Here is a 15,920-nt window from a genome sequence, read left to right as displayed (position 1 = left end):
AGGTGAAAAATTTCGAAAGCCTGTTTAAGCTTGCCCTTGAAAAGGGGCCTAAGAAGGTAGCGGTTGCTGTAGCTCAGGATGAGGACGTTTTGGGAGCAATAAAGGAAGCCTATGAAAAAGGCATAGCCATTCCGGTTTTGGTTGGCGACAAGGAAAGCATAGAGAAAATATCCAGCGATATTGGCTTTGATCTTAATGGGATCGAAATCATAGATGAAAAGGATGGAACACTTGCAGCAAGAAAGGCGACAAGCCTTGTAAGCAGCGGGGAAGCACATGTACTTATGAAGGGTCTGATCGATACCTCGGTTATTATGAAGCAGGTTCTTGACCCTGAAATTGGTCTGAGGACAGGTAATGTCATCAGCCACGTTGCAGTCTTCGACGTACCGACCTACCACAAGATATTCATAGTTACGGATGCTGCGATGATAATTGCCCCTGATCTTAACCAAAAGAAACAGATAATAGAGAATGCTGTTCAGCTTGCCCATGCACTTGATATTGCTGAGCCCAAGGTTGCCGTTCTGGCGGCAAAGGAAAAGGTAAGTGAAAAGATGGAGGCAACTGTCCATGCAAAGGCATTGGCTGATATGAATAAGTCGGGAGAGATCAAAGGCTGCATCGTCGACGGACCACTTGCGCTTGACAATGCCGTAAGCAAGGAGTCTGCGAGGATAAAGGGAATTGACAGCGAGGTTGCAGGAGATGCGGATATACTTCTCGCCCCTGACATAGAGGCAGGCAATATACTTTACAAATCACTTACCTTCCTTGGAAATGCGAAATCGGCTGGTTTGATTGTTGGTACCAGCAAACCGATCGTTTTGACCTCCAGGGCTGACAGTGAGGAAGCAAAGCTCAATTCAATAGTCTTGGCCACATTAATGGCATAGGGAGAGATGTGTATGAAAAATTACAGGATGCTGATAATTAATCCAGGAAGTACCTCCACAAAGATTGCAGTTTATGATGGTAATACCATGGTATTTGAGGAAACTTTGAGACATGATGTAGAAGAGCTATCAAAGTTCGGGGATGTAATCCAGCAGTTGGAATTCAGGAAGGAAATCATTTTAAATGCTCTTAGGGAAAATGCGATCGACAAGAAAACGATTTCCGCAGTAATAGGCAGAGGCGGTCTTCTGAAGCCAATCGAAGGAGGAACCTATGAGGTAAATGAGGAAATGCTCAAAGATCTGAGGAGTTCGAAGCGGGGCATGCATGCTTCCAACCTGGGTGGGCTGATCGCCAATGAGATAGCCAAGGAAATTGGATCCAGAGCATTCATAGTCGACCCTGTTGTCGTTGATGAACTTCAGGAAATTGCAAGGATATCAGGCCTTAAAGGAATCGAGAGGATAAGTATATTCCACGCATTGAATCAAAAGGCCGTTGCAAGAAGATATGCACTTTCCCTTGGGAAGAAATATGAGGATCTAAACCTTATTGTTGTTCACCTTGGAGGTGGAATATCCGTTGGTGCACACAAAAAAGGCAGAGTTATAGACGTTCCTAACGCATTAAACGGAGAAGGGCCCTTCTCACCTGAACGAGCTGGAGGGCTTCCAATATGGGATCTGGTTGAGCTATGCTTCTCAGGTAAATATACAAAGAGTGAACTCCAGAAAAAGATTGTTGGAAACGGGGGGATAGTATCCTACCTTGGAACCAATGATGCACGCGAGGTAGTGCAAAGGATAGAAAGAGGAGATCAATATGCAAAGCTTGTTTACCAGGCGATGGCATATCAGGTAGCAAAGGAGATCGGAGCGTCCTCGGCAGTTCTTAAAGGCGATGTAGATCAGATAATAATAACTGGAGGTATCGCTTACGATAAGATGTTTGTAGGCTGGTTAGAGGAAATGATAGGTTATATTGCCGGTGTTACTGTTTATCCTGGTGAGGATGAGTTCAAAGCTCTTGCTGAGGGAGGACAAAGAGTGCTTTCCGGCGAGGAGGAACCGAAGATTTATAGTTAGGAGAACCTGATGAAAAACGACAAGAGAATAAGAATAGTCATAGGACATTATGGCAGTGGGAAGACAGAATTCAGTGTAAATTATGCAGTAAAGCTTGCTAAGATGGGAAGGAAGGTAGGTCTTGTGGATCTCGACGTCATCAACCCTTACTTCAGATCCAGGGAAAAGACTGCCCTTCTCGCAGAAATAGGGATCAAAGTTGTAGGAAGTAATCTTGAGGGCAATGCTCTCGATGTACCGGCAATTTCCGGAGAAGCTGCAACCCCTCTTCAGGATAAAAGCTACGATGCAATTCTTGACGTTGGCGGTGATCCGGCGGGAGCAAGGGCATTGGGAAGATACTTCCCAATACTAAGAGATGGAGAGTATGATATGTTCTTCGTACTCAATGCCAACAGACCTGAAACTCAGTCTGTAGATAAAGCAATGGAGTACATTGCAAAGATCGAAGCAACAGCAAGAGCAAAGGTTACAGGTATAGTCAATAATACTCATATGCTTAAGGCAACCTCTGTGGAGGATGTTATAAGAGGTTACGATCTGGCGGTAAAGGTTTCAGAGGCGACAGGTATTCCACTAAGATATAATTCTTGTCTTGAAAGCCTTGCAGATAAACTGCCGGATGAGGTAAAAACCAATGTCTTCCCGATCCAGCTTTATATGCGGGAAGAATGGATGATATAAGAAAAAGGAGGAATAAGATTATGGCAAAGGTCAAAGGCAACGTGACTTTCGATGAGGACCTGTGCAAGGGCTGCGGTCTTTGTGTATCTGTATGTCCAGTCAATATTATTTCACTTGACACTGGCAGGATAAATAAGAAAGGTTATTATCCAGCCGCTATTGAGGAAATGGATAAATGTATCGCATGCTCTAACTGTGCAACGGTTTGCCCGGATTTGGTTATAACTGTAGAAAGACTTTAAAGGAGGGTTACATATGACTAAGGTTCTCATGAAGGGGAACGAAGCTGTAGGAGCTGCTGCGATAGCTGCTGGATGCAAATACTTCTTCGGATATCCGATAACTCCTCAGAGCGAGGTCCCCGAATATTTATCAAGAGAGCTCCCCAAGATAGGTGGAGTGTTCGTTCAGGCTGAATCAGAGGTTGCTGCAATAAACATGGTATACGGAGCGTCAGGTTCAGGAGCAAGGGTAATGACTTCATCATCCAGCCCTGGTATAGCTCTTAAACAGGAAGGGATATCCTATCTTGCAGGAGCTGAGCTGCCATGTATAATTGTCGATATGGCCAGAGGAGGTCCAGGCTTAGGATCGATCCAGGCTGCCCAGGGCGATTATTTCCTTGCGACCAGAGGTGGAGGTAATGGAGACTATAGACTGATAGTTCTCGCACCTGCTAATGTACAGGAGCTTGTTGACCTTATTATTGATGGATTTGATCTGGCTGACCTTTACAGGACTCCTGTCATGATACTTGGCGATGGTATGATCGGTCAAATGATGGAGCCAGTCGAATTCAAGGAAAGACCCGAGAAGGACCTGCCTGTAAAGGATTGGGCCACAGTAGGTACAGGCGGCAAAAGAAAACCTAACATAATAAACTCTCTATTCCTTGAAGCAGAGCTTCTGGAAAAACACAATCACAATCTTCAGGCTAAATTTGCAAGGATAAGAGAGAACGAGAAGAGAGTTGAAACATATAACATAGAGGATGCAGACCTTGTAATAAGTGCATATGGGACAACTTCAAGAATTGCAAAAACTGCAATAAGCAAGTTAGAGAAGGAAGGCTACAAGATAGGTATGATAAGGCCAATCAGCCTTTATCCATTCCCAAATGAGGCTTTTGAGAAGATAAATCCAGCATGTAAGGGAGTTTTGACAGTTGAGATGAGTGCTGGTGGACAAATGATCGATGATGTAAGGCTATCACTTAACGGCTCCATGCCAACCTATTATCACGGACGATCAGGTGGAATGGTACCAACTCCAGAGGAAATAGCCAATAAGGTTAAGGAAATTCTTGGAGGTGACAAATAATGGCTGTCATATTTGAAAAGACTAAGGGGTTGACTGACAAGACCTTCCACTATTGTCCAGGATGTACCCATGGCGTTATCCACAGACTGGTTGCTGAAGCACTGGTTGAACTGGGAGTTCTTGAAAATGCCATCGGAGTTGCTCCGGTTGGCTGCTCTGTTTTAGCTTATAACTACTTTAATTGTGACATGCATGAGGCTGCTCATGGACGTGCTCCAGCCGTAGCAACTGGAATAAAGAGAGTTCACCCAAACAATTTTGTTTTCACTTACCAGGGAGACGGTGACCTGGCTGCTATTGGAACCGCAGAAATCGTTCACGCCGCGCATAGAGGAGAGAAGTTCTCAACTGTATTCGTAAACAACGCAATCTACGGGATGACAGGCGGACAAATGGCTCCTACGACACTCGTTGGTCAGAAGGCGACTACAGCGCCATACGGCAGAGATGAAGCTACAGCGGGAAGACCGATAAGAATGAGTGAGCTACTTGCAACTATCGATGGAGCAGTATTTGTTGAGAGAGTTGCAGTAAATACTCCAGCTAACATAAAGAAAGCCAAGAAAGCGATTCTTGAGTGCTTCAAGGTCCAACTGGAAGGCAAGGGCTTCGGTATAGTGGAAGTGCTTTCGACATGCCCGACAAACTGGGGACTAACTCCTGTTGAAGCGATGAAATGGCTTGGTGACAACATGATACCATATTATCCATTGGGTAACTTTAAAAAGCCAGAGGAGGTTAAATAGATATGGATGAGAGATTGATAATCGCCGGCTTTGGAGGACAGGGTGTAATGGCGATGGGCCAGCTTTTAACATACTCAGGGATGATCGAAAACAAAAATGTATCCTGGCTGCCATCATATGGACCAGAAATGAGAGGCGGAACTGCAAACTGCAACGTTACAGTATCAACTGATCCCGTGGGCTCTCCTGTAGTAGTTGAAGCATCTACAGTAATAGTTCTCAACCTGCCTTCTTTAGATAAATTTGAAGATAGTGTCGAAGCAGGCGGCAGACTATTTATAAATTCTTCATTAATATCAAGAAAATCAACAAGAGACGACATTGAGGTATACTATGTTCCTGCCAACGATATTGCCAACGAACTTGGAAACCCAAGGATAGCAAACATGGTAATGCTTGGAGCTGTACTTGAAAAAACCAATGTTGTAAGCTTTGAGTCAATAGAAAAAGCATTTGGCAAGGTTTTTGGCGAATCCAAGGCTCATCTGCTTCCGATCAATAAGGAAGCTCTTGAAAGAGGAGCAAAAGCCGTAAGAGAAACTGCAAACGTATAAATATAAAGACGCTGGACTGTCAGTCCAGCGTCAGGCTTTGTGTAAGCTCTTCAATCAACTCTTTTACGGTAGTTATCCTGTCGATCAGGTAACCTCTTTTCCCTATGAATATCAGACCGTTGTCCACATCACCGGTTACAGATCTTATCAGCGCACTTGTTATGCAATATTGAGTAGTGGCCGGGTTGCAGGGTGTAAGACAGTTGTAGCATTTCGTCACCCTTTCTCTCTCCAGGGATACCCTTCTTATAAAATCATTTAGGATTGCCTGACCAGGCATTCCGACTGGGCTTTTAACATATCCAATGTCTTCATTTTTGCTCTGGATATAAGCCTCCTTGAAGCTTATATGTGCATCACACTCCTGGGTAGCAACGAAACGGCTGCCAAGTTGAACAGCATCTGCACCTATCTGGAGAAGCTCCCTGATTTCCTCACTATAGTATATACCTCCTGCGGCTGCAATAGGGATCTTCTTGTCGCAGGTATCCTCATAGGATCTGATCGCTTCCCTGACTTCTTTGACCAGATCACGAATATCAGGGAGATTGCCGCTTTTCAGGATCTCCTCAGAAAAACCAAGATGCCCTCCAGCCAATGGGCCTTCCACGATGATTAGATCAGGCAAATAGTTGTGCCTCTTAGTCCATAACTTGGTAATTACTGCAGCCGCCTTACCGGAGGATACTATAGGTGCGATTTTTGTATCGCTGCCCTTCACAAGCTCAGGTAGCTCACTAGGTAAACCGGCTCCAGAAATTATCAAGTCAACACCTTCTTCAACTGCTGCTTTGACCATTTCCTTATAGTTATCGATAGCAACCATAATGTTGACTGCAAGAATTCCGTACGGACTCTTTTCACGCGCTAACCTTATTTCTTTCTTCAATCCTCTTATGTTTGCCTCATTTGTATTGGTTGTAAAATCAGGCTCCCTAAATCCTATCTGAACTCCTGAAATTGTACCGATACCACCTTGATTGGCAACTGCAGATGCAAGCCCCGAGAGGGAAACTCCAACTCCCATACCACCCTGGATTATCGGTACTCTGGCAAGCTTGTTGCCAATTCTTAATTTATCCATTATAGATCCCTCCATCAGTTTTCGATCGCGAACATGAATTCTCCCTCAGCTGCAAGCTCTTCGCCCACGAAAGCCTTGCCCTCTCCAATTCCTATTCCGCCTCGAACTCTTGTAATCTCTACCTCTATCCTTAAGCAATCACCTGGTACTACCTTTCTCTTGAATCTAAATTTGTTGATCCCTGCAAAATAGGCAGTCTTACCCTTGAATTGCTCCTGGGACAAAAGAATCACTGCTCCTGCCTGCGCCATTGTCTCTATTATGATGACACCAGGCATGACAGGATTATTCGGGAAGTGTCCTGTAAAGTAGTTTTCATTCACAGTAACATTTTTATAGCCTGTACCCTTAAGAGCCTCTTCGCTTACTTCGACCCTGTCAATAAAAAGAAAAGGGTATCTGTGTGGGATGACTTCAATTATATCCTTTATCCCGTATACCTTCATCCTATAACCTCCTGTCTCAGGCCATTTGGCCAGAAAAATATTGCAAAAGCTTTCGATATGCTTTATACTATCCTTAAGTTTGCATTCGCCTAAGCTCAATAATAATTTAAATTGATGATTTTTGCAAACTATTAATTAGTGGAGGTGTTGTCTTTATAAAAGACGATGCAGTCAATCAGGAGGTGGACAATTGAAAAAAATATCGGTTGGAATAACCGGTCTTGGAAGCTATGTACCGGAAAGGGTCGTAACCAATGATGACATTTCAAAGCTTGTGGAAACGAGCGACGAATGGATAGTAACCCGAACTGGTATCAAGGAGAGAAGAGTGGCTGACGAGAATGTTGCGACATCTGATCTGGCCATTAAGGCAGCGGAGCTTGCTTTAGAGGATTCAGGATTGGATGCGGATGAACTGGATCTGATCATCGTCGCTACTGCTACACCTGACCATGCGTTTCCGTCGACAGCCGCTCTTGTGCAAAAAAACCTTGGAGCATCAAAGGCAGCTGCATTTGACTTAAGCGTTGGCTGTTCAGGATTCATCTACGGCATGGTTACCGGAGCTAACTTTATTACTTCCGGGATGTATAAGAAGGTTTTGGTTATTGGTGCTGAAACTCTCTCAAAGATAGTGGACTGGACTGACAGAAACACCTGTGTATTATTTGGAGACGGTGCAGGAGCGTGTGTATTGGAATCATGTGACGAAAGTTTTGGGATTTTAGCTTCAGAGCTTGGGTCAGATGGTCTCAACGGAGACGTTTTGATATTGCCTGCAGGCGGCTCGAGATATCCGGCAACTGCAGAAACAGTTAAGAACAAGCTTCACACAATAAAAATGGATGGCAAAGAGGTCTTTAAATTTGCTGTAAGGGTAATGGAAAAATCGTCCATGAGAGTTCTGGAAGAGGCGGGACTGACTCAGGACCAGCTTGATTTCTTCATACCCCACCAGGCAAATATGAGGATTGTTGATGCAGCAATGAAAAAGTTGCAGCTGGGAAGAGAAAAAACACATATAAATATGGATAAGTACGGCAACATGTCCGCTGCTTCAGTTCCTGTTGCTCTTGATGAGGCCTTCAGGGAAGGGAAGATCAAACAAGGAGATGTGGTACTTCTTATCGCATTTGGTGCAGGATTATCCTGGGCTTCTATTGTCATGCGGTGGAACAGGAGGGACAGGGATGTTTAAAACAAGAGTAACTAAATTATTAGGTATTCAATACCCTATCATACAGGGCGGTATGGCATGGGTAGCTACTCATGAGCTTGCAGCAGCAGTATCTGAGGCTGGAGGTCTTGGAATAATTGCAGCGGGAAATGCACCTGGAGATTTTGTAAGGAATGAAATAAGAGCACTTAAGAAAAAAACCGATAAACCCTTTGGTGTGAATATTATGCTCCTTTCACCATTTGTTGAAGATGTTGTGGACATAGTGTGTCAGGAGGGGGTTCCCGTAGTAACCACCGGAGCAGGAAATCCTGGAAAATACCTTGACCGATTCAGAGAAAAGGGGATCAAGGTCATACCTGTAGTACCCTCTGTGGCTCTTGCAAAGAGGCTTGAAAAACAGGGAGTAGATGCTTTGATAGTTGAGGGAACTGAGGCTGGAGGCCATATAGGGGAGCTTACAACCATGGCTCTTGTACCACAGGTATGTGATGCTGTTGATCTTCCGGTGATTGCAGCAGGCGGGATAGCCGATGGGAGAGGCTTTATTGCTGCCCTTGCTCTTGGTGCCGAGGGAGTACAGGTTGGGACAAGATTTGTGTGCTCAACTGAAGCGAAGGTCCATTCAAGCTACAAGGATGCCCTGATAAATGCAAAGGACAGGGATGCAATCGTAACAGGAAGAACTACCGGTCACCCTGTAAGGGTAATAAAGAATCAATTTACCCGTGAGTTTCTGGAAATGGAAAGAAACGGAGCGTCTGTAGAGGAGCTTGAAGCCGCTGGCGCAGGCAAGTTAAGACTTGCAGTAGTAGATGGAGATATTGATAACGGCTCAGTTATGTCTGGTCAGATAGCAGGGATGATAAAGGATATAAAAAGCTGCAGGGATATAATTGAGGGCATGGTTCAGGAAGCTATGACTTCCCATGAAAGGATCAGGCAATTATCAGGAGGTGGCCTTGATGGCTAAGACAGCATTTTTGTTCCCTGGCCAGGGAGCTCAACATATAGGAATGGGCAGAGATTTCTTTGAACAAATAAGAGAGTCCAAGGAGGTATTCAAGGAGGCAGACGAAGCACTTCAAATGGATCTTTCAGGCCTGATATTCGAGGGATCCGAGGAGGAACTCAAGAAAACCGAGAATACCCAACCGGCAATTCTTACCGCCAGTATTGCGATGCTTAAAGCTCTTGAAAAAGAGGGTATCGACTGTGATTACACCGCTGGCCTGAGCCTTGGAGAATACAGTTCGTTGGTTATGAGTAAAGCGTTGAGATTTTCTGATGCACTTAAAATAGTCAGGGAAAGAGGCAAGTTCATGCAGGAGGCCGTTCCGCAGGGAGTAGGTGGTATGGCAGCATTGTTGGGTATGGACAGAGATCTGTTGCCTTTAGTCCTTGAAGCATCAAAAGATTTTGGCATAGTAGAGGTAGCAAACTACAACAGTCCGGATCAGATAGTTATATCCGGCGAAAAGAAAGGATTATCTATAGCTTGCGCCAAGGCAATGGAACTGGGTGCAAAAAAAGCTGTAGAGCTCCCGGTCAGTGCACCTTTCCACACCTCGATGCTAACTCCGGCAGGAGTTAGGCTCGAGGGAGAACTGAGGAAGGTATCCCTGGGAGAGCTTGAAAAAAAGGTAGTCTCAAACGTGGACGGAAAGGTGATTGGCTGCAGGGAAGAGCTTGTTGGCAAACTGGTAGACCAGGTCTCAAGCTCAGTAATGTGGCAGCAGTCAATCGAGTACATGATTGATGAAGGAGTTGATACCTTCATTGAGATCGGGCCTGGAAAGTCACTTTCCGGCTTTGCAAAGAGAATAAGCAAGGCAATGGGTAAGGATGTCAGGATACTTAACGTATCTTCTGTGGAAAGCTTCAAGGAAACTGTTGAGAAGCTTACAAAGGGGGCTTAGTCAATGAAGGGCAAAACAGCACTTGTAACAGGTGGAAGCCGGGGGATAGGAAGAGAGATCGCGCTGGGACTTGCGGCAAGGGGATGCAATGTCGCAATAACCTTTATCAGAAGCGAAGAGACAGCTTTAAAAGTAGTTGATGAGCTAATAGAATTGGGAGTTAAGGCTGTTGCAGTCAAAGCTGATACCGGCAATAAGGAGCAGGTTGAAGAAATGGTAATCCAGGTCGAGGAAAGTCTTGGAAGGATAGATATACTGGTCAACAACGCAGGGATAACCAGGGATAATCTTCTCATAAGAATGAGTGAGGACGACTGGGACCAGGTAATGCAGACAAACCTTAAGGGAGCATTTCTAACCACTAAGGCAGTAGTAAGGGGAATGATGAAAAACAGATATGGAAAGATCATAAACATATCGTCAGTTGTAGGAGTTATGGGCAATGCGGGGCAAGCAAATTATTCCGCTTCAAAGGCCGGACTTATAGGGCTTACAAAGTCCACAGCCAAGGAACTGGCCTCCAGGGGCATAAGGGTGAATGCAATAGCTCCGGGCTTTATAAAAACAGATATGACTGATGCGCTCAAGGAAGAGGTAATACAAGAGATGCTTAAATCCATACCGCTTGGCTATCTTGCGGAGCCGAAGGAAATAAGCAATTTGGTGAATTTCCTTGCAAGCGAGGACTCAGATTACATCACTGGGCAGGTAATTCAAATAGATGGCGGAATGCACATATAATTTAAGGAGGAATATAAAAATGGTATTTGAAAAAGTAAAAAAGATAATTGCAGAGCAGCTTGATGCAGAGGCAGAAGGAATAACCATGGAGACATCAATGATGAAGGATCTTGAGGCAGACTCCCTTGACGCTGTAGAAATAATGATGGCCCTCGAGGATGAGTTTGGAATAGAGATTCCTGACGAGGACGCAGAAGGATTCAAAAATATCGGAGATATCGTAAAATACGTAGAAGGGAAAATAGCCTAATTCAAAGAGGTGGATATATGAAAAGAGTTGTACTGACAGGCTTTGGAGCAGTAACGCCTATCGGGATCGGTAAGGATGAATTTTGGAATGCTTTGCTGGATGGAAAATCTGGAGTAGGGTATATAACGAGGTTTGATGCTTCTGAGCATGACACAAAGATTGCAGCTGAGGTAAAGGACTTTGACCCCACTGCATTCATGGAGAAAAAGGAAGCAAAGAGGATGGATATGTTCGCTCAGTATGCAGTTGCAGGTACTAAAATGGCTCTGGATGATGCAGGGATCGACTTATCAATGATCGATACTGACAGAGCTGGAGCAATAATCGGTTCAGGAATTGGCGGGATAACAACCCTGGAAGCAGAAAAGGAAAATCTGGATGAGAAAGGCCCTGGAAGGATAAGTCCGCTTTTTATACCAATGATGATTGCAAACATGGCAGCGGGCCAGGTTTCAATGACTTTCGGCTTGAAGGGTTCATCTATGACGATTGCTACGGCTTGTGCATCTGCTACCCATGCCATAGGTGAAGCCTTTAGGATGATCAAGTCTGGGTACCTCGACATGGCAGTCTCAGGAGGTACAGAAAGCTCTATAACCCCTCTTTCAATGGCAGGGTTTATATCTATGAAAGCTCTTTCAACCAGGAATGAAGTGCCTGAGAAGGCCAGCAGGCCCTTTGACAAAAATAGGGATGGATTTGTAATGGGAGAAGGCTCCGGCATAGTAATTCTTGAAGAGCTGGATCATGCATTGAAAAGAGGAGCCAGGATATATGCAGAGGTCGTCGGATATGGCTCAACCTCAGATGCCTTTCACATAACTCAGCCAGATCCTGAAGCATCAGGGGCAATGAGAGCTATGGCACTTGCCCTAAAGGAGAGTGGGGCAAGTCCTTGTGATATAGATTATATAAATGCACATGGAACCAGCACCTACTTCAATGACAAGCTGGAGACTCTGGCAATAAAAAGGCTGTTTGGTGAGTATGCAAAAAACTTGAATATAAGTTCCACAAAATCAATGACTGGCCATCTCTTAGGTGCTGCAGGCGGTGTTGAGGCAATTGCTACTGCAATGGCCATTCATACTGGAGTCGTTCCTCCCACCATCAACTACGAGGTCCACGATGAGGAGTGCGATTTGAATTACACGCCTAATCATGCAGTCAAGCGCAACGTTCGCTATGGCTTGTCCAATTCACTTGGATTTGGCGGACATAATGCGTCTATACTTTTCAAAAGGTATGAATAACAGTTAACTGCTGGCTTTAGCCGGCAGTTTTTTCTATATATACACATCGATTTATGCTATACTTTAAGTATAATGCGGAGGAACAAAATGAGGATCACTATACCTGAATATGTAAATCGAATAATAGATGCTTTGAATAGCTCAGGGCATGAGGCATTTCTTGTTGGAGGCTGTGTAAGGGATTCGATCCTGGGTAAGGTGCCTGCTGACTATGACATAGCTACCTCTGCTGATCCGGCTCAAATAGAGTCAGTATTCAGAGACTGGAGGACCTTTGAACCAGGGCGTATATTTGGGACGATACCTGTCGCTCAGGAGGAAGGGATAGTTGAGGTCACTGCCTTTAGAAAGGATATTGGATATTCAGACGGCAGGAGGCCTGACAGGGTAGAGTTCACCACCAATTTGACTGAGGATCTCAAAAGAAGGGATTTCACTATCAATGCAATGGCCTACAGCCACTCCACAGGGATAATCGACCCATTTGGTGGCAATAAAGATATTGATATGAGGCTTATCAGATGTGTAGGCGATCCAATGGAAAGACTGAGTGAGGATTACCTCAGAATACTAAGAGCTGTAAGGTTTGCTACTCAATTGAACTTCTCCATAGAGATAAGTACTGCAGGTGCCTGCACAAAGCTCTCCGCAGGTCTAAACAAGGTTAGTGTTGAAAGAATCAGAGAGGAATTGTTTAAGATATTACTTTCTGACAAGCCTTCAGAGGGACTCCTTATGATGAGATCTCTGGGTATACTGAAAGAGGTTATTCCTGAGTTGATCCCTGCAATAGGCTTTGATCAAAGGAATCCGCATCATGACAGATCTGTCTTCCAGCATACTTTGACCGTTCTGGACAATACACCACCGGTTCTCCATTTGAGGCTGGCTGCCCTATTGCATGACATTGGTAAACCGTACACCTTCTCAGTTGACGAGTATGGTGTGGGTCACTTCTATGGACATGACAAGATGAGTGTAAAAATCGGGAAAGAGTTTATGCAAAGGCTTAAATGCTCAACAGAGCTTATGGAAAAAACACTGAATCTGGTGAAAGAGCACATGGTCCATCACCCGGATTTGAGGAAAAAAGGTCTGAAGAGACAGCTTCAGAGAGTAGGATCCGAGAACATATACCACCTTATAGACCTTCAGATAGCAGACAAACTCAGCAAGAAGGGCAAAAAGGACATAACAAAGCTCCTTGAGAAAAAAACGGTGATCGGAGAGATACTTGAAGCCGGTGAACCTTTTAAAAAGGGTCATCTTGCAGTAAATGGAAATGACCTTAAGGCCGCAGGATACAAAGAGGGCAAGATAATCGGAAAGCTTCTTGAGTACCTGCTGAACTGTGTGCTTGAGAAACCGGAACTAAATACCAGGGAGCATCTGATGAAGATAGTGCTCGATATTTATCCTCCGGACTCTGTTGAATAAACACCTAATTTTAGGGAGGAATGTAAATGGGAAAACTATTTGGTACAGATGGAGTTAGAGGCGTTGCAAATTTGGAATTGACGCCAGAGCTGGCCTTTGGAATAGGAAGGGCTGGAGCCTTCATCATATCGGAAGGGAAAAAGGGCAAGGTCATTGTAGGCAAGGACACAAGAGCATCCGGTGATATGCTTGAGGCTGCACTAACAGCAGGAATATGCTCTATGGGTTTGGATGTCGAGTCGATCGGTATACTTCCAACACCTGCGGTAGCCTTGCTGGCAAGAGAATACGGAGCGGTGGCAGGGGTAATGATATCAGCATCCCATAATCCCGGTGAATACAATGGAATCAAATTTTTCAACGGGGAGGGGCTAAAGCTTCCGGACGCGGTGGAAGAACAGATAGAGGATATAATCCTGAATAAACGAGAGCTGCCTGCGCCTCCAATTAAAGACCTGATAGGCAGGGTATATATAAATGGAACTGCAGCAGAGGATTACAAGGAGTTACTGAAAAATGCCATCAAGGTAGACCTCACAGGAGTTAAGATAGCAATGGATTGCGGCCATGGTGCCCTGTACAGGATTGGACCGTCGATAGTCAAAGAGTTAGGCGGTGAAGTGATTTCAATTAACACCGAGCCCAATGGTATGAATATAAATCATGATTGTGGATCAACAAAACCGGCTCTGGTCCAGAGACTTGTCCTGGAGAATGGTGCAGACCTTGGAGTCGCCTTTGACGGAGATGCCGACAGGATAATTGCAGTTGACGAGAAGGGCGAGATCATCGATGGAGATCACATTCTTGCAATTTGCGGCTCCTACCTGAAGGGGAAGGGAGAGTTGAAAAGGGACACGGTAGTTGGAACTGTTATGACCAATATGGGCCTGGATGAGTACCTGAAGAAAAACGGATTGGGGATTGTCAAGACTGCAGTCGGGGACAGGTACATACTCGAGGAAATGTTGAAGGAGGGCTACAACCTAGGTGGAGAACAGTCAGGACATATCATATTCCTTGAGCACAATACCACAGGAGATGGAATGGCAACAGCACTTCACCTGTTGCAGGTAATGAAGGATACTAACAAGAAAGCATCGGAGCTTAATGGGTTGATGAAAAACTATCCTCAGGTCCTATTGAATGCAAGGGTCGACAATGCATATAAGACAAAGTACATGGAGATACCTGAGATCAAGGAAGAGATCATGAGAATAGAGGAGATGTTCAAAGGCAAGGGCAGGGTACTGATAAGACCATCAGGCACAGAGCCACTGGTAAGGGTTATGATCGAGGGGGAGGATCATGAGATCATAACTGATGTCGCGAGGGACCTCGTTGATTTCATCGAGTCCAGGATAGGGATAAAATAAGAAAAAGGAGGGGTCATATGGAATATAAAATAGTAGCTGATAGTAGCTGTGATCTGAATGAAGAGCTTAAGAGCAAAATGGAGGTTAGTCTGGTTCCCTTTAGGATAGACATCGATAAAGCTTCCTTTATCGATGATGAAAACATTGACATGAAGAACCTGATCAGTACGATGAAGGCCAGTCCAAATCCCATAAAATCCTCATGTCCTTCCCCGGGAGATTTCAAGGAGAGGTATGTGGACGCGGACAGCGTCTTTGTGGTAACAATATCGAAGGAATTGTCAGGGGCCTACAACAGTGCAATACTTGCAAGGGATATGATGCTTGAGGAGATGAAAGAGAAGTTCATACATGTATTTAATTCAAGATCGGCAAGTGTTGGCGAAACATTAACTGCAATAAAGATCAAGGAATGTATAGAAAAAAAGATGCCGAATGAGCAGATCGTGGAGAAGGTTGAGCAATATATCGATGATATGAAGACATTCTTTATTTCTGATGATTTGAGCAATCTGATCAAAAATGGGCGGATATCAAAGACGCAAGGTCTGATAGCTAATATTCTGAATATAAAGCCTATAATGAAAGCCACAGATGATGGCAACATAGAATCTGTTGAGAAAATAAGAGGCAGCAAGAAGGCTTTCAAGAGATTAGCGGAGTTAATTGCAGAAAGCGGAGTGAAATTTGAGGAGAGGATATTAGCCATATCGCATACAAATGCACTTCAAAAGGCTTTGGATATTAAGGAGGATCTTGCAGGACTTAAATTCAAGGATGTAGTAATAGTCGAGACCAAGGGCTTGAGCGCTGTATATGTGAATGATGGGGGCATAATCGTATCCTACTAGAGATCAAGGCGGCGGTAAAAAAGTATCTGAAAAAGTATTTGACAAATCCACGCCTGATGCTATAATAGATAAAGTAGGCGCGAAGGCACCTAACATTACA

18 protein-coding genes are annotated in these 15,920 nt (G+C 44.5%); 16 read left to right on the top strand and 2 right to left on the bottom strand.

Features of this window, described 5'->3' with window-relative positions; genetic code table 11:
- Window positions 1-2: 2 nt before the first annotated feature.
- From EC328_RS08585 to EC328_RS08555, 7 genes are read left to right on the top strand one after another with little or no spacing between them, the layout of a single operon-like run.
- Window positions 3-896 (top strand): phosphate butyryltransferase, encoded by an 894-nt coding sequence (locus EC328_RS08585; RefSeq protein ID WP_128426402.1) that lies wholly within the window; start codon window positions 3-5, stop codon window positions 894-896.
- 12 nt (window positions 897-908) lie between these two features.
- Complete coding sequence (gene buk / locus EC328_RS08580; RefSeq protein ID WP_240671466.1) at window positions 909-1,982, top strand: butyrate kinase; 1,074 nt, start codon at window positions 909-911, stop codon at window positions 1,980-1,982.
- A gap of 9 nt (window positions 1,983-1,991) precedes the next feature.
- Window positions 1,992-2,666, top strand: a complete 675-nt coding sequence (locus EC328_RS08575) for a nucleotide-binding protein (RefSeq protein WP_128426400.1) — start codon at window positions 1,992-1,994, stop codon at window positions 2,664-2,666.
- A 20-nt stretch (window positions 2,667-2,686) separates the two neighbouring features.
- The gene (locus tag EC328_RS08570; protein WP_128426399.1) at window positions 2,687-2,908 is read left to right on the top strand and encodes a 4Fe-4S binding protein; all 222 of its coding nucleotides are present in this window, start codon (window positions 2,687-2,689) and stop codon (window positions 2,906-2,908) included.
- Window positions 2,909-2,921: 13 nt separating this feature from the next.
- Window positions 2,922-3,986, top strand: a complete 1,065-nt coding sequence (locus EC328_RS08565; protein WP_128426398.1) for a 3-methyl-2-oxobutanoate dehydrogenase subunit VorB — start codon at window positions 2,922-2,924, stop codon at window positions 3,984-3,986.
- Window positions 3,986-4,732 (top strand): thiamine pyrophosphate-dependent enzyme, encoded by a 747-nt coding sequence (locus tag EC328_RS08560; RefSeq protein WP_128426397.1) that lies wholly within the window; start codon window positions 3,986-3,988, stop codon window positions 4,730-4,732. Before EC328_RS08565 ends, EC328_RS08560 begins: the two co-directional genes overlap by 1 nt.
- A gap of 2 nt (window positions 4,733-4,734) precedes the next feature.
- Window positions 4,735-5,286, top strand: a complete 552-nt coding sequence (locus EC328_RS08555) for a 2-oxoacid:acceptor oxidoreductase family protein (RefSeq protein WP_128426396.1) — start codon at window positions 4,735-4,737, stop codon at window positions 5,284-5,286.
- Between the two features lie 19 nt (window positions 5,287-5,305).
- On the opposite strand, the gene EC328_RS08550 is transcribed toward EC328_RS08555, so the two are convergent.
- On the bottom strand, window positions 5,306-6,370 hold the full coding sequence (locus tag EC328_RS08550; RefSeq protein WP_128426395.1) for an NAD(P)H-dependent flavin oxidoreductase: 1,065 nt from the start codon (window positions 6,368-6,370) through the stop codon (window positions 5,306-5,308).
- Window positions 6,371-6,384: 14 nt separating this feature from the next.
- On the bottom strand, window positions 6,385-6,816 hold the full coding sequence (gene fabZ, locus EC328_RS08545; RefSeq protein ID WP_128426394.1) for a 3-hydroxyacyl-ACP dehydratase FabZ: 432 nt from the start codon (window positions 6,814-6,816) through the stop codon (window positions 6,385-6,387).
- A 190-nt stretch (window positions 6,817-7,006) separates the two neighbouring features.
- Here fabZ and EC328_RS08540 point away from each other — a divergent pair, with 190 nt between their 5' ends.
- The 9 genes from EC328_RS08540 to EC328_RS08500 all read left to right on the top strand — a co-directional run bounded on the left by EC328_RS08540 (window position 7,007) and on the right by EC328_RS08500 (window position 15,820).
- Window positions 7,007-8,014, top strand: a complete 1,008-nt coding sequence (locus tag EC328_RS08540; RefSeq protein WP_276318533.1) for a beta-ketoacyl-ACP synthase III — start codon at window positions 7,007-7,009, stop codon at window positions 8,012-8,014.
- Window positions 8,007-8,966 (top strand): enoyl-[acyl-carrier-protein] reductase FabK, encoded by a 960-nt coding sequence (fabK, locus tag EC328_RS08535; RefSeq protein ID WP_128426393.1) that lies wholly within the window; start codon window positions 8,007-8,009, stop codon window positions 8,964-8,966. Before EC328_RS08540 ends, fabK begins: the two co-directional genes overlap by 8 nt.
- Window positions 8,959-9,912 carry an ACP S-malonyltransferase gene (fabD, locus tag EC328_RS08530; RefSeq protein WP_128426392.1) on the top strand — a complete coding sequence of 318 codons (954 nt, stop codon included), beginning with the start codon at window positions 8,959-8,961 and terminating at the stop codon, window positions 9,910-9,912. Before fabK ends, fabD begins: the two co-directional genes overlap by 8 nt.
- Before the next feature lie 3 nt (window positions 9,913-9,915).
- Window positions 9,916-10,653 carry a 3-oxoacyl-[acyl-carrier-protein] reductase gene (fabG, locus tag EC328_RS08525; protein WP_128426391.1) on the top strand — a complete coding sequence of 246 codons (738 nt, stop codon included), beginning with the start codon at window positions 9,916-9,918 and terminating at the stop codon, window positions 10,651-10,653.
- Between the two features lie 19 nt (window positions 10,654-10,672).
- A complete protein-coding gene (gene acpP / locus EC328_RS08520) occupies window positions 10,673-10,903 on the top strand; it encodes an acyl carrier protein (protein WP_128426390.1) in 231 nt (76 codons plus the stop codon).
- Window positions 10,904-10,920: 17 nt separating this feature from the next.
- A complete protein-coding gene (fabF, locus tag EC328_RS08515) occupies window positions 10,921-12,156 on the top strand; it encodes a beta-ketoacyl-ACP synthase II (protein WP_128426389.1) in 1,236 nt (411 codons plus the stop codon).
- A gap of 87 nt (window positions 12,157-12,243) precedes the next feature.
- Entirely contained in the window at window positions 12,244-13,593 is a 1,350-nt protein-coding gene (locus tag EC328_RS08510) for a CCA tRNA nucleotidyltransferase (RefSeq protein WP_164906084.1), read from the top strand.
- A 26-nt stretch (window positions 13,594-13,619) separates the two neighbouring features.
- Window positions 13,620-14,969: a phosphoglucosamine mutase gene (glmM, locus tag EC328_RS08505; protein WP_128426387.1), complete on the top strand. Its 1,350-nt coding sequence runs from the start codon at window positions 13,620-13,622 to the stop codon at window positions 14,967-14,969.
- Window positions 14,970-14,986: 17 nt separating this feature from the next.
- A complete protein-coding gene (locus EC328_RS08500; protein WP_128426386.1) occupies window positions 14,987-15,820 on the top strand; it encodes a DegV family protein in 834 nt (277 codons plus the stop codon).
- Window positions 15,821-15,920: the final 100 nt, after the last annotated feature.

This window comes from Gudongella oleilytica, from assembly GCF_004101785.1.
Taxonomy (GTDB): domain Bacteria; phylum Bacillota; class Clostridia; order Tissierellales; family Tissierellaceae; genus Gudongella; species Gudongella oleilytica.
The sequence above is the reverse complement of the archived record's forward strand: the minus strand, read 5'-3'. Positions and strand labels throughout refer to the sequence as shown.

Bases quoted from the DNA above. Each gene is read 5' to 3' on its own strand.
- buk (WP_240671466.1), top strand. From the start codon at position 909: ATGAAAAATTACAGGATGCTGATAATTAATCCAGGAAGTACCTCCACA.
- EC328_RS08575 (WP_128426400.1), top strand. From the start codon at position 1,992: ATGAAAAACGACAAGAGAATAAGAATAGTCATAGGACATTATGGCAGT.
- EC328_RS08570 (WP_128426399.1), top strand. From the start codon at position 2,687: ATGGCAAAGGTCAAAGGCAACGTGACTTTCGATGAGGACCTGTGCAAG.
- EC328_RS08565 (WP_128426398.1), top strand. From the start codon at position 2,922: ATGACTAAGGTTCTCATGAAGGGGAACGAAGCTGTAGGAGCTGCTGCG.
- EC328_RS08560 (WP_128426397.1), top strand. From the start codon at position 3,986: ATGGCTGTCATATTTGAAAAGACTAAGGGGTTGACTGACAAGACCTTC.
- EC328_RS08555 (WP_128426396.1), top strand. From the start codon at position 4,735: ATGGATGAGAGATTGATAATCGCCGGCTTTGGAGGACAGGGTGTAATG.
- EC328_RS08550 (WP_128426395.1), bottom strand. From the start codon at position 6,370: ATGGATAAATTAAGAATTGGCAACAAGCTTGCCAGAGTACCGATAATC.
- fabZ (WP_128426394.1), bottom strand. From the start codon at position 6,816: ATGAAGGTATACGGGATAAAGGATATAATTGAAGTCATCCCACACAGA.
- fabK (WP_128426393.1), top strand. From the start codon at position 8,007: ATGTTTAAAACAAGAGTAACTAAATTATTAGGTATTCAATACCCTATC.
- fabD (WP_128426392.1), top strand. From the start codon at position 8,959: ATGGCTAAGACAGCATTTTTGTTCCCTGGCCAGGGAGCTCAACATATA.
- fabG (WP_128426391.1), top strand. From the start codon at position 9,916: ATGAAGGGCAAAACAGCACTTGTAACAGGTGGAAGCCGGGGGATAGGA.
- acpP (WP_128426390.1), top strand. From the start codon at position 10,673: ATGGTATTTGAAAAAGTAAAAAAGATAATTGCAGAGCAGCTTGATGCA.
- fabF (WP_128426389.1), top strand. From the start codon at position 10,921: ATGAAAAGAGTTGTACTGACAGGCTTTGGAGCAGTAACGCCTATCGGG.
- EC328_RS08510 (WP_164906084.1), top strand. From the start codon at position 12,244: ATGAGGATCACTATACCTGAATATGTAAATCGAATAATAGATGCTTTG.
- glmM (WP_128426387.1), top strand. From the start codon at position 13,620: ATGGGAAAACTATTTGGTACAGATGGAGTTAGAGGCGTTGCAAATTTG.
- EC328_RS08500 (WP_128426386.1), top strand. From the start codon at position 14,987: ATGGAATATAAAATAGTAGCTGATAGTAGCTGTGATCTGAATGAAGAG.